General features: G+C 69.0%; 11 protein-coding genes. 7 read left to right on the top strand and 4 right to left on the bottom strand.

Annotated features, from left to right (window positions below; translation table 11 throughout):
- Nucleotides 1–13: 13 nt before the first annotated feature.
- From OV287_RS25225 to OV287_RS25210, 4 genes are all read right to left on the bottom strand, one after another.
- Nucleotides 14–415: a hypothetical protein gene (locus OV287_RS25225; RefSeq protein ID WP_233166200.1), complete on the bottom strand. Its 402-nt coding sequence runs from the start codon at nt 413–415 to the stop codon at nt 14–16.
- 136 nt (nt 416–551) lie between these two features.
- Complete coding sequence (locus OV287_RS25220; protein ID WP_267536589.1) at nt 552–1634, bottom strand: HupE/UreJ family protein; 1083 nt, start codon at nt 1632–1634, stop codon at nt 552–554.
- A gap of 36 nt (nt 1635–1670) precedes the next feature.
- Nucleotides 1671–2234 (bottom strand): hypothetical protein, encoded by a 564-nt coding sequence (locus tag OV287_RS25215; RefSeq protein ID WP_267536588.1) that lies wholly within the window; start codon nt 2232–2234, stop codon nt 1671–1673.
- Nucleotides 2231–2386: a lmo0937 family membrane protein gene (locus tag OV287_RS25210; RefSeq protein ID WP_116119722.1), complete on the bottom strand. Its 156-nt coding sequence runs from the start codon at nt 2384–2386 to the stop codon at nt 2231–2233. The genes OV287_RS25215 and OV287_RS25210 overlap by 4 nt, the downstream gene beginning before the upstream one ends.
- 263 nt (nt 2387–2649) lie before the next feature.
- On the opposite strand from OV287_RS25210, the gene OV287_RS25205 reads away from it, so the two are divergent.
- The 7 genes from OV287_RS25205 (at nt 2650) to OV287_RS25175 (ending at nt 11935) form a co-directional block, all read left to right on the top strand.
- Nucleotides 2650–3363: a lytic transglycosylase domain-containing protein gene (locus OV287_RS25205; protein ID WP_267536587.1), complete on the top strand. Its 714-nt coding sequence runs from the start codon at nt 2650–2652 to the stop codon at nt 3361–3363.
- 201 nt (nt 3364–3564) lie between these two features.
- Entirely contained in the window at nt 3565–3891 is a 327-nt protein-coding gene (locus tag OV287_RS25200) for an STAS domain-containing protein (protein WP_267536586.1), read from the top strand.
- Nucleotides 3892–4013: 122 nt separating this feature from the next.
- Nucleotides 4014–4994, top strand: coding sequence for an AAA family ATPase (locus OV287_RS25195; protein WP_267536585.1), 981 nt, complete (start codon nt 4014–4016; stop codon nt 4992–4994).
- Nucleotides 4995–5068: 74 nt separating this feature from the next.
- A complete protein-coding gene (locus OV287_RS25190) occupies nt 5069–5953 on the top strand; it encodes a DUF58 domain-containing protein (protein WP_267536584.1) in 885 nt (294 codons plus the stop codon).
- On the top strand, nt 5950–7980 hold the full coding sequence (locus tag OV287_RS25185) for a transglutaminase TgpA family protein (RefSeq protein WP_267536583.1): 2031 nt from the start codon (nt 5950–5952) through the stop codon (nt 7978–7980). The genes OV287_RS25190 and OV287_RS25185 overlap by 4 nt, the downstream gene beginning before the upstream one ends.
- 425 nt (nt 7981–8405) lie before the next feature.
- Nucleotides 8406–9296 (top strand): RNA polymerase factor sigma-32, encoded by an 891-nt coding sequence (locus OV287_RS25180; RefSeq protein WP_267536582.1) that lies wholly within the window; start codon nt 8406–8408, stop codon nt 9294–9296.
- A 167-nt stretch (nt 9297–9463) separates the two neighbouring features.
- Nucleotides 9464–11935 (top strand): OPT family oligopeptide transporter, encoded by a 2472-nt coding sequence (locus tag OV287_RS25175; protein WP_267536581.1) that lies wholly within the window; start codon nt 9464–9466, stop codon nt 11933–11935.
- The last annotated feature ends 71 nt before the right edge of the window (nt 11936–12006 follow it).

Raw genomic sequence — 12006 nt, 5'->3', positions numbered from 1 at the left:
GGCGAGCAAGCTGTCAGCTATCGGCCGGAGCGGCGGCGGCCGAGGAGAGGCTGGCCTCGGCGGCGGCCTGGGCGGCGCCCTCGGCCAGGGCGAAGAGCTCCCGGGCCCGATCCTGCTCCTCGGTGCGGTTGAGCTCGCAGACCCAGGCGCTGGACAGGTCCGCGTGCTGGCGAGCCAGCTCCGCGGTGGACTCATACCGGGCGGCCGAGGCGCGGGCAAAGGCCCCCTCCCGGCGCAGCTCCATCACCGTGTCGTCATCGAGGGTGATTTCCTCGGGCGGGACCGGAAGGGGCCCGCGGCCGAGTGCCGCCAGCCGGGCCAGCAACCGCGAGGCGTGTGCCCTGCAAAAAGCGGCGAGTACCATCAGCCGCGCCCGCCCGCGGCTATCTCCGAGCCGTTCGGCCAGCATCGTCATGCGACGTGCTGACACCACCTCGGACTCCCATGCCGCGGCCAGTGCTGCGGCCAAGCGGGTATGCCTTGCGCCCATCGGCCCTCCCCAGGTGCTGCCCCCAATCCCGCGAGCAAACTAGGGATGGACTCGCCAGGATTCAACCGATCGGGCCCAAAGCGCGCTCCATCAACCAATAGCCGCCGGCCGCGAGGATGAGGAGCGACAGAGCGCGCACAGTCCTGGAGTGCAGCACGGGCCGGCGCTGCACCAGCCGGACAATGGGCAGCAGCAGGGCCACGACGGCGGCCTGCCCCAGCTCCACGCCCAGGTTGAATCCGAACAGTCCCGTCACCACCGAGTCGCCCAGGCCGTAGCTCCCCAGCACGCTGGCGAAGCCGAAGCCGTGTATCAGCCCGAACAGGAACGTCAGCAGGGCCCGGTGCCGGTGCTCGCGCAGCACCAGGTTCTCGAGTGCCACCCAGATGATGGACGCGGCGATGGCCGCCTCCACCCAGCGCGTGCGCGCGTCGTCCAGGAGGATGAAGCCCAGCGCCGTGGCGCCCAGCGTCAAAGAGTGGGCCACGGTGAAGGCCGTCACCAGCAGCAGCACCCGCCGGAAGCTCCCGCCCACCAGCAGCAGGGCCAGCAGGAAGGCCAGGTGATCAATCCCTCCAAAGATGTGGACCAGGCCCAGGCCCACCCAGTCGAGCATCCCCGAGATGCGCTCGCGATCCGGCTGTCCGGGCTCGGACACCACCAGTGTGGGCTGGGAGGCATCCGCGAAGCGCTGCCCCTGCTCGCCCTGGATGTAGCTGCCGAGCACCACCTTGTAGTTGGACGGCAGCACGGACAGCAGGGAGAAGCGTTGGCGCAGCTCGCCGGGCGCACACTGGAAGGTGGCGCTGAGCTCCACGAAGGACTCGCGAACCCGGGCGCTGGTGCCAGTGCGGGTGCAGGGCTGGCCCCCGGCGCTCAGGGGAATGGAGTCCCAGATGCCCACCGCCAGCGCTGGCGCTCGCGCGTCCAGGTCCGCCTGGGTGAGCGCGCCATCCCCATCCGCGTCGGCGGGGATGAGCAGGGCGAGCGAGTCCGCCGTGAGCGTGAGGCGCTCGCGCACCTCCGGCCCGCTCGCTTCGGGGCGCCAGAGCTGCGCATAGAGAATGTCCGCATCGTGGGCGCTCGCGCTCCCGGCCACCACCAGGAGGGCAAGCGGTAGAGCCAGCCGGGCCGTCCGCCTCATCGGGCCCGGAGACTGCCCCCGCGGGCCGGCTTCCGTCTACTCCTGGATGAACTCCAGGTGGATCTGCTGCCGACCACTCAAGCCCCCGTGCCGGGAGCCGCAGCGCGGACAGTAGAGCGGCCCCTCCCAGTCCCAGAGGGCCTTCACCTCCTCGCCGCAGCACACCAGGGGGATGATCCGAAGGTCATCCGCGTCCTGGGGCATGGGCCCGGGCAGCGCCTCCGGCTCCACGCTGACAAAGGTGGGCCGGGGGTTGAGCGACAGGGTGCGCGACACGTAGGCGAGCTGCTCGTAGCGCACGTGGTTGGCCCAGGCGCGCGCCAGGGCCTCCACATGGGCCTGCTGGGCCGGGGTGAGCCACTCGTCCCCCGGGGCCCGGTGCCCACAATAGAGGCACCACCAGTCCGGCACCTCGTCGAAGCTCTCGTGCGCGTTCTCGAAGGGGAAGAGCGAGGCCAGCCGGCGCTGGAGGATGCTCGCGTCATGGCGGCAGGGCCGCGTCTTGAAGTCGCGCTGACACTGCGGACACTCGCGCCGCACGAAGCCGCTCGCATCCCGCGGCAGCTCCAGGGCGATGATCGCTGGCGCCCGGCGGCTCATGCCAGGGCTCCCCTGCCCCGCCGCGCCAGCGCGAGGATCAGCGTCACCATGGAGAAGATCAATAGAAGGTGAACCCACCTGCCCTCGGTCGAGCCGCTGATCAGCCCGAGCACCCACAGCACGAACAGGATCGCACTCATCGTCCAGTACACGCCGCCCACTCCTCTCCCGATGGTCTCGGAACCGTGCGCAAAGCTGGGACGCCTGATGAGCCTCCGCAACCCCTCCTTTCGACAGTCTCGAGTTGGGCAAAGGGGTTCCCAGATCGGACTTTTTTTCCGGTTCACCACTTCCCACCTCCCACGTCCTCCTCGTGATTCCAGGCATTTGCCGGATGGCACGCCGGCTGCTTTGTGCGGCGGTCATCTGCCACACGGACGCGTTGGCCCGTTTGGAGCGCGTGGGGAGGGTGTGAATGAGAGGGTGGACGGTGGCGATGGTGACGGCGGCGATGCTGGTGGGGATGGAGGCGGGGGCCTTCCAGCCCTACTTCCCAGGGGAGAGCAGTCCGGAGGTGGCGGAGCTGCGCGCGAAGCTGGCGGCGCAGGAGGCCCACCTGGCACGGCTCGAGGAGGAGGCGACGCTCTATGAGGAGGCGGAGGCGCTGGGGGTGACGGTGGCGGTGGAGGCCTCGCGGCTACCCGAGCGCCAGCAGCGGCGGCTGGCCATGGCCATCGTCCGCGAGGCCCGGCGCAACAAGGTGGATCCCATGCTGGTGGTGGCGGTCATCCGCTGCGAGAGCTCCTTCAACAACTACGCGGTGTCCCACGTGGGGGCCATGGGACTGATGCAGGTGATGCCGGACACCGGCAGCTACCTGGCGGACAAGGCGGGCTTCAAGCTGCAGCGCCACACCAATCTGTTCGATTCGGAACTGAACGTGGAGCTGGGCACGGCCTACCTGGCCGATCTCATCGCGCGCTTCGGCTCTCCGGAGCGGGCGCTGGTGGCCTACAACGCGGGCCCGGGGCTGGCCAAGAAGATCCTCGCCAAGAGGGACAAGCGCGAGCGCTTCATGGCGGGCTACCCGGCCAAGGTGATGAAGGAGTTCCGCCGCCTGAAGGCCCAGCAGGCACGCGAGGTCTCCCAGCGGGAAGCGCAGAAGAAAACTTCTGGCGGACCGGGTTGATGGGAAACGGACAGTTTGCTCGGTGGATGCCCGACATTGGGGCGGTTTTTTCAGTGACGTGACTGCCTTTCCCGAGAAAACGGAAGCACTGTACGTCGCCGGTCTGATGCGCCGGGGTGGGTGGTTCCACCTCGGATCGGGCGTCCCGAAACGCCCGGTTCCCAGAAGGACGCATGCGGCATTATTGGAGAGAGACGAACCATGGTAGCGGGGCTTGAGATTCAACGGGAAGAACTCGCGGGGCAGTTGACCCTGCGGCTCACGGGCACGCTGGATGGTCGCACCGCGATGACGCTGCGCAGCTCGCTGGAGGAGCTGGGTTCGCGCGAGGTGGTGGTGGATTTCACCCACTTGAAGGAGTTCCGTGACTCGGCGGTGGCAGTGCTCACCCACGGGATGGCGGAGCGCAAGGTGCAGTTCCGGGGGCTGGCCGGGCACCACGAGCGGATGTTCCGCTACTTCGGCCTGACCACGGGCGTCATCGCCCCGCCACGCGCGTACTACACGCCGGAAGAAGTCCTCGCCTGACCAGAAGCCCAGGCGGATTACGGAAATCCCGGAAGTAATCCGCCTGCCTGCCTGCTCCTCGTGGCGATCTCCAATCGCGGGGGGTTCAGGGACGTCACGGCTGGAGTAGAGTGCCGGCCGGAATGAACTCCCCTGCCAGAGCCATCAGTTCCCTTCCCTCTCCCGCCACCGCGCGGGCCGCGCTAGAGCGTGTGGCCGCCAATCTCTCGCTGGCGGTGCAGGGCAAGGACAAGGAGGTCCGCCTCGCCGTCACCTGCATCGTGGCCGGTGGGCACCTGCTGCTCGAAGACGTCCCCGGAGTGGGCAAGACAACGCTGGTGGAAGCACTCGCCCGTTCCTTCGCCCTCTCCTTCTCCCGCATCCAGTTCACCGCGGACCTGATGCCGGCCGACATCCTCGGCGCCCAGGTCTTCCACGCCCAGACGGCCACGTTCTCCTTCCGGCCCGGGCCGCTCTTCCGCCAGCTCGTCCTCGCCGACGAGCTCAACCGCGCCCCGCCCCGCACCCAGTCCGCGCTGCTCGAGGCCATGGCTCAAGGGCAGGTGTCCCTGGATGGTGCCACCCACGCCCTGCCCCGCCCCTTCACCGTGGTGGCCACGCAGAACCCGGTGGACTTCTCCGGCACCTACCCGCTGCCGGACTCGCAGCTCGACCGCTTCCTCATGCGCCTGTCGCTGGGCCACCCCTCTCCCGAGGTGGAGGCGCGCCTGCTCACCACGCGCGATGCCTCGTCGCCCGTGGAGGCGCTGGCGGCGGTGACGTCACCCGAGGAGCTGTCGGAGCTGCGCGCGCAGGTGGCCGCCCAGCGCCTGGACGACACCGTGGCCGAGTACATCGTCCGGCTGGCCCAGGCCACGCGCTCGCATGGCGACATCGAGCGCGGCGCCTCCACCCGCGCGGTGCTCGCGCTGGGCATGGCGGCCCGTGCCTACGCCCTCTGGGAGTCGCGCGACTTCGTGACGCCCGGCGACGTGCGGGCGGTGCTGGCGCCGTGCCTGGCCCACCGACTCCTGCTGCGCAGCGCCAACCAGGGCGCCTACACCCGTGACGAAGCGACGCATCTGGTCGAAGAGGTCGCCCGGAAGGTCGTAGCGCCCCGGTGAGCACTCGGCCCCGCTCCGTCTGGCAGCGCCTCCGAGCTGCCCTCCGCCCGCCGCGCACCCTCAAGGTGACGCGCATGGGACGCACCTATCTCGTGGTGACGTTCGGCGTGGGCCTGGGCGCGCTCAACACCGGCAACAACCTCCTCTATCTGGTGCTGGGCTTGTTGCTGAGCGTCATCATCCTCTCCGGCGTGCTGTCCGAGCGCTGCCTGAAGGATCTGTCGGTACGGCGCGTGGGAATGGACGGAGCGTTCGCCGGAGAGCCCTTTGCCTTCCGCTGGGGGCTCACGCGCCGTCAGGGACATGCCTTCGCCCTCACCCTGGCCGAGGTGGACTCGCCGCTCACTGGCGAGGGCGGCGTGGGCTACCTGCCGGCGGGTCCCGAGCACGTGGTGCGGGCCGATCTCACCGCGCCGCGCCGGGGCCCGGTGAAGCTGTCGGGCGTGCGCATCACCACCACCTGGCCGCTGGGCCTCTTCGCCAAGACGCGCATCTTCACGCTGGAGGGCACGCTGCTCGTCTACCCGCGGCGGGGCTTCGGCTGCACGGATCCGGGCGAGGCGGCCGTGGGGCACGTGGGCGAGGCCAACAACCCCCACCGGATAGACGGCACCGGAGACATCGCGGGCCTGCGCGAGCTGGGCGAGCACGAGGACGCCCGGCGCGTGCATTGGCTGAAGAGCGCCTCGGTGGGCAAGCTCCTCAAGGTGGAGCGAGAGCGCGAGGAGCGGCGCACGTACATCCTCGGGGTGCAGTCCGGGCTGACAGGTGACGCGCTGGAGCGGCGCTGCGAGGAGGTGGCGGAGCAGGCGCACCGGCTGCTCGAGGCCGGCCATGAGGTGGGGCTGGAGCTGCCCCACGAGCGGCTGCGCCCCGGCGCAGGCAGCGGACAGGAGCGAGCCATCCTCCGGGCCCTGGCGTGGCTGGGCTTCGAGGAGCAGCGGGAGGAAGCGGCATGACACGGCCCAACCGGCTGCGCCTCATCCTGAGAGATTTGGGCACGGGGGCGGCCTTCGCCTCCATGGCCGTGTCTGGCCAGGTGCCCGTGTGGGCGCTCGGGCTCGTGCTGGTGGCGCTGCTCGTGTCGCTGATGGGCTGGAGGCCCTTCGCCCGCGCGCCCCGGCTGACGGCGATACTGCTGATGCCCATGGCGGGCGCGCTCTACCTGGCGGTGGCCGCGGGACAGATGGACCTGGTGGTGGCCGCCTGCTCCTTCGCGGGCTTCGTTGCCTCACAACGGCTGCTGTCGGAGACGAGCCCCTCCACGGACGGGCAGGTGCTGCTGGCCGGCCTGTTGATGATCGCCGGCGGCGCGGCGCTCTCCGGTGAGCTGCTCTTCGCGGTGTGCTTGTTGGTCTTCGCAGTGATGTCGAGCCTGTCGCTGGGACTGGCGGTGGTGGAGGCGGCGGTGCCCCCGGGCGAGCCGGTGCCGGTGCGCCACGTCATGCGCCCGCTGTCCATGGGCGTGCTCGTCGCGATGCTTGGCGCGGTGGCCTTCTTCGTCCTCTTCCCGCGCCTCAACTGGAACATGGGCATCCGCCGGGCGTCCCCGGGGCTCGGCCCGGCCACCAGCGGCTTCTCCGACACCGTGCGCCTGGGCGGCTCGGGCACCCTCAAGAGCAATCCCCGCGTGGTGCTGCGGGCGAAGCTGGCGCCGGCGCCCGGCAGCGAGCGGCTCGAGGCCTACTGGCTGGGCCGCACCTACGACACCTTCGACGGCCAGGAGTGGTCGACGATCGGCGCACCCAACAACCGCCGCCGCACGCGCGTGACGCTGCGCCCGGGCGCGGAGAACCAGGTGTATCAGCGGATCGAGCTGCTGCCCGCCTATGGCAGCCGCACGCTGATCGCCCTGGAGACGCCCGCCAAGCTGGGCAACGCCCTGATGCACACGGCCACGGGCGATCGGCGCACCCGACTCCAGGAGCTGGGCGGGGACGAGCTGCGCTTCGTGGAAGAGGCGCTCGGGTACTCCTATGAGGTGTACAGCGTGCCACCAGGCACGGATACCGATCCGGGCAAGCTGACCCAGACGGAGATGGATCAGCTCCTGGCCCTGCCGGAAGGAATCGATCCGCGGATCGAAGCGCTGGCACAGCAGATCGTGGGCAACGAGACGGATCCGCTGGCCGCGGCCCAGAAGCTCTCTGCCTGGCTGCAGCGTGAGTACACGTACACGCTCGAGCTGGGCGGGGACGTGGCGGATCCGCTGATGGAGTTCCTCTTCGTGCGCAAGGCGGGCCACTGCGAGCACTTCGCCACGGCGCTCACGCTGATGCTGCGCACCCAGGGCTTCGAGGCGCGGCTCGCCACGGGCTTCTTCGGCGGTGAGCGCGTGGGTGACGAATACCTGGTGCGAGCCGGAGATGCCCATGCGTGGACGCACGTGCTGGTACCCGGGCGCGGTTTCGTCACGGTGGACGCCACGCCCCCGGCGTTCCGCGCCAACCAGTCGCTGGAGCTACTGGAGTCGCTCATCTCCTTCTATGAGGCCATCGAACAGGCGTGGCGCTCGTCTGTCATCGACTACTCGTTCCGCGATCAGATGAACTTCATGCGGAACCTGTCGCGTCCGCCGCAAGAGCCGGAGGACAAGGAGCGGACCCAGCTGCCACCGCTGCGCGCCTGGCTGACGGCAGCGCTGGCGGGCGCGGCCGTGTACTGGACGTGGAGGTACCTCTCGAAGCGCAAACCCCGGAGTCCGGTGCTCGAGGCGACCCGCTTCGTGGACGCGGTGGAGCGCCAGCTGGCGACGGTGGGCGTACGAGCAAGTGACGGCGAGACGCTCGAGGACGTGTCAGCGCGGTTGACGCGAGAGGCCCACCCGCTGGCCCCAGCGGTGTCTCCGCTCACGCGCCGTTACCTGGAGGCCCGCTTCGGCCAGCGTCCGCTGCAGCCCGGCGAGTCGGCCCGGCTCCTCAAGGAGCTGAAGCAGCACATCGAAGCCCGGAAGCAGCAGCAGGCCCCCAGGGCGCGCGCCTCCTGAGGAGTCTGAGGAGAGGCCCCACCCGTCGAGCGCTCGTCCACCCGCCTGCACTCCGGCGGGGCACGAGAATGATTCCGGCTGAGGACAAGTGGCCCCCTTATTACCCGTTGGGACGAAGGGGGCGATGGAAGCCCCCGACGTCCCTGCCCCGTAGTTCAATTGCAGACGGGGCATCTGGAGGCCACTTGAGAACAGAGGCGCATTCTTTACAGCCCCCGTCGCCCGGTGGAACGACACCGGCGCTGTAACGCTTACGGACTTCCGTCCACAGCCATGCGGTCGCATCGGCCAAGTATGCGTTGCGACTGGTGAAATCCCGCGTGAGGGCGTGGCACACACGTTGCTCTAGCCACCCTCCATCAGGTTGTCACGCGGCTCCAAATCACTTCTCACCGGCCCCGACACGGGGTCACTCGGGAGAAACCATGCAGCTCTCTACTGAGCAGTCGTCCAACTCGGGCTCGCTGGCCATGTACCTCTCGGAGATCAACCAGTACGCCCTGCTCTCGGTGGAGGAGGAGCAGGCCCTGGCCCGCCGGTTCATCAAGGGCGACCTCGCCGCGGGCCACCGGCTGGTGACTTCCAACCTTCGCTTCGTGGTGAAGGTCGCCTACGAGTACCGCTCCTACGGCATCAAGATGTCCGACCTCATCCAGGAGGGAAACATCGGCCTGATGAAGGCGGTGCAGAAGTTTGATCCAGACAAGGGTATCCGCCTCATCTCCTACGCGGTGTGGTGGATCCGCGCGTACATCCAGAACTACATCCTCAAGAGCTGGTCGCTGGTGAAGCTCGGGACGACGCAGGCCCAGCGCAAGCTGTTCTTCAGTCTGGCCCGCACGCGGCGCGAGCTGGAGAAGCTCGGCGACGCGGACGGCTCAGTGGCGAACGTGGATGAGATTGCCAAGCGGCTGCACGTGAAGCCCGGCGAGGTGCGCGAGATGGAGCAGCGCATGGGCGGCCGGGACTTGTCGCTGGACGCGCCGATGGGCGAGGACGGGGGCAACAGCCACGTGGACTTCGTGGTGAGCGCGAGCGCACCGCAGGACGACGAGTTCGCGGACAAGGAGGAGGCGGGCCTCATCAACGCCCGGGTGCGCACGGCGCTGATGCGGTTGGATCCGCGCGAGCGCTTCATCATCGAGCAACGCGTGATGAACGAGCGGCCGATGACGCTCAAGGAGCTGGGCGAGCACTTCGGCTTCTCGCGCGAGCGCGCCCGTCAGTTGGAGATCCGCGCCAAGGACAAGCTCAAGGCGGAGCTGGCCGCGCTGATGGCCGAGGTGGATCCGGAAACGGCCGCGTCCATGCAGTAGTCCTGGAGGAGCCCGGGAGGGCTCCCGGCTGAAGCACCCGAGGCGCCTCCACTGTTCGCGGTGGGGGCGCTTTCGTGTTCTCGGGGCCGCAGATACATGGCGAGCGGCGATCCCTGAGCTCGCACGTCTGCTACAAGGGCCGCCTCCCCGCAGCGAGGAGCGCCCGCTTGTCCCACGGCCAACCGCCGATCTCCGAGGATCGCGTCCCCATCGCCCAGGCCACTGTGCCCCTGACCCACAAACCCTATGTCCCGGCCTCCGAGTCGCGCCCGGAGCTGACGTTCCGAGGGCTGGCGCTGGGCTCAGTGCTGGGTATCGTCTTCGGGGCCTCGTCGGTGTACCTGGCGGTGAAGGTGGGCCTGACGGTGTCTGCCTCCATCCCGGTGGCAGTGCTGTCCATCGCCATCTTCCGGGCGCTGGGCCGCTCCAACATCCTGGAGAACACCATCGTCCAGACGGTGGGCTCGGCCGGCGAGTCGCTCGCCTTCGGAGTAGCCGCGGCGCTACCAGCGCTGCTGCTGCTGGGCTACGACATCGATCTCATGCACGCCTTCCTGGTGGCGTCGCTCGGCGGCGTGCTGGGAGTGCTGATGATGATTCCCCTGCGCGAGGGGCTCATCGTCCACGAGCACGGCAAGCTCACCTACCCCGAGGGCACCGCCGCCGCAGACGTGCTCATGGTGGGTGAGGAGGGCGGAACGAACGCGCGCACGGTCATCCTCGGCTTCGCGGTGGGAGGTCTGTACAAGTTCGCCTACGCGGGCCTGCACCTCTTCAAGGAGGTGGTGGGCACGGCGCTGAGCCAGGTGAAGACGACGGCGGCCGGGGTGGCGCAGCGGGTGGGCTACGCGGGCGGCTCGGTGTCCATGGAGGTGAGCCCGGAGCTGCTCGGCGTAGGCTACATCATTGGCCCCAAGGTGGCGTCCATCACCTTCGCGGGGGGCGTGCTCAGCTACCTCATCCTGATTCCCCTCATCACCTTCTTCGGCAGCGGGCTGGAGCAACCACTGCTGAGACCGGACGGCCAGCTCATCCGGGACATGGATCCGGACACGGTGCGGGACGCATACGTGCTGTACATCGGCGCGGGCGCGGTGGCCACCGGAGGGCTCGTCAGCCTCATTCGCTCGCTGCCGACCATCCTCAACGCCTTCCGACGCGGGCTGGACACCTTCCTCGCCTCGCGGCGCAAGGAGGCAGCGCCAGTGCTGCTGCGCACCGAGCAGGATTTGCCCATCACCTTGGTGCTGGCGGGCAGCGCGCTGCTCGTGCTGGCCATCTGGCTGGCGCCGCCGCTTCAGGTCAACATCCTGTCCGCGCTGCTCATCGTGGTGTGTGGCTTCTTCTTCGTGACGGTGAGCGCTCGAATCACGGGAGAGATCGGCTCCTCGTCCAACCCCATCTCCGGCATGGTGGTGGCCACGCTGCTGCTCACCTGCCTGGTGTACCTGATGCTGGGCTGGACGAGCGCCGAGGACCGATTCATGGCGCTCACCACGGCGGCCATCGTGGGCATCGCGGCCTCCAACGGAGGCACCACGGCGCAGGACTTGAAGACAGCCTTCCTGGTGGGAGGAACGCCGCGGCGGCAGCAGATCGCCCTGTTCGTAGGCGTGCTCACCAGCGCGCTCCTCATCGGGCTGGTGCTGGTGGTACTCAACCGGGGCGCCACCACCGTCATCCCCGAGACACATCCGGGCCAGAAGGTGAGCCTGGTGGGCGACGAGACACGCACGCAGCACACGTATCCGTGGGCAGTGTCGGAGCAGGCGCTGGCGGCGCGGGGCGTGAAGCTCGCCGAGCTGAAGGGCCCCTTGTGGAAACAGGGACTCGAGGTGGCACAGGGGCCGGGCGGAGCAACCGAGCTGCGGAGTTGGAGCGCGCAGCCGATGGAGCGGGTGGCGGCCACGGACGTGAGGCTGGCCTCGGGACAGACGGTGAAGCTGTCCGAGCTGGGGGCGGTAACACAGGGTCCCGAGCGCACCTGGCGCACGGGCTACGTCCGAGGAGCGGACACGCCAGTGCCCACCGGCACGTATCTGTTGGATGAAGCAGGGGCCATCCACTACGTGGTGGACCCGGGCATCGGTGGCCGCATCACCAGCTACGAGGGTGTTCCCCTCACCCGCTACCCCGCGCCCAAGGCGCAGCTCTTCGCACTCATCATCGACGGCATCCTCACGCAGAAGCTGCCGTGGGATCTGGTGCTGGTGGGCGTCTTCATCGCGTTGATGCTGGAGCTGTGCGGCGTGTCCTCGCTGCCCTTCGCGGTGGGCGCGTACCTGCCCATCTCCAGCACCGCTCCCATCTTCGTGGGCGGCATGGTGCGCTACGTGGTGGACAGGGTGCGAGGGGGCTCCGCCGCCGAGTCCGAGTTCTCCCCTGGCACGCTGCTCTCCTCGGGCTACATCGCCGGCGGAGCCATCGCGGGAGTGCTCATCGCCTTCCTGGAGATCGCCAGCGACGGCGCCTGGACGCGAGCCATCGACATTCCGGGGATGCTCGGTGACACACCGTTCTCGCGCTTCCTGCAGGAGTCCAACCTGTGGGGCCTGGGCTTCTTCGCCCTCCTCACCGTCCTGATGCTCCTCACGGGCCTACGGGGCGAGAGCGCCGCTCAGGCCCGGCCCGCGAAGTAGCCCACGCAGCAGGAGAAGCACGGGCGCTTATCCCTTTCTCTTGGACGTCATGGTGCCCATGTACTACACGC

It is taken from the genome of Archangium lansingense (assembly GCF_026626635.1).
GTDB classification, from domain to species: Bacteria; Myxococcota; Myxococcia; order Myxococcales; family Myxococcaceae; genus Archangium; species Archangium lansingense.
This window is presented reverse-complemented; position numbering and strand designations above follow the sequence as displayed.

What these genes read in the sequence shown, in the direction of transcription:
- OV287_RS25180 (WP_267536582.1), top strand. Translation starts at nt 8,406, where the DNA reads ATGCAGCTCTCTACTGAGCAGTCGTCCAACTCGGGCTCGCTGGCCATG.
- OV287_RS25225 (WP_233166200.1), bottom strand. Translation starts at nt 415, where the DNA reads ATGACGATGCTGGCCGAACGGCTCGGAGATAGCCGCGGGCGGGCGCGG.
- OV287_RS25185 (WP_267536583.1), top strand. Translation starts at nt 5,950, where the DNA reads ATGACACGGCCCAACCGGCTGCGCCTCATCCTGAGAGATTTGGGCACG.
- OV287_RS25205 (WP_267536587.1), top strand. Translation starts at nt 2,650, where the DNA reads ATGAGAGGGTGGACGGTGGCGATGGTGACGGCGGCGATGCTGGTGGGG.
- OV287_RS25190 (WP_267536584.1), top strand. Translation starts at nt 5,069, where the DNA reads ATGGGACGCACCTATCTCGTGGTGACGTTCGGCGTGGGCCTGGGCGCG.
- OV287_RS25200 (WP_267536586.1), top strand. Translation starts at nt 3,565, where the DNA reads ATGGTAGCGGGGCTTGAGATTCAACGGGAAGAACTCGCGGGGCAGTTG.
- OV287_RS25220 (WP_267536589.1), bottom strand. Translation starts at nt 1,634, where the DNA reads ATGAGGCGGACGGCCCGGCTGGCTCTACCGCTTGCCCTCCTGGTGGTG.
- OV287_RS25195 (WP_267536585.1), top strand. Translation starts at nt 4,014, where the DNA reads ATGAACTCCCCTGCCAGAGCCATCAGTTCCCTTCCCTCTCCCGCCACC.
- OV287_RS25215 (WP_267536588.1), bottom strand. Translation starts at nt 2,234, where the DNA reads ATGAGCCGCCGGGCGCCAGCGATCATCGCCCTGGAGCTGCCGCGGGAT.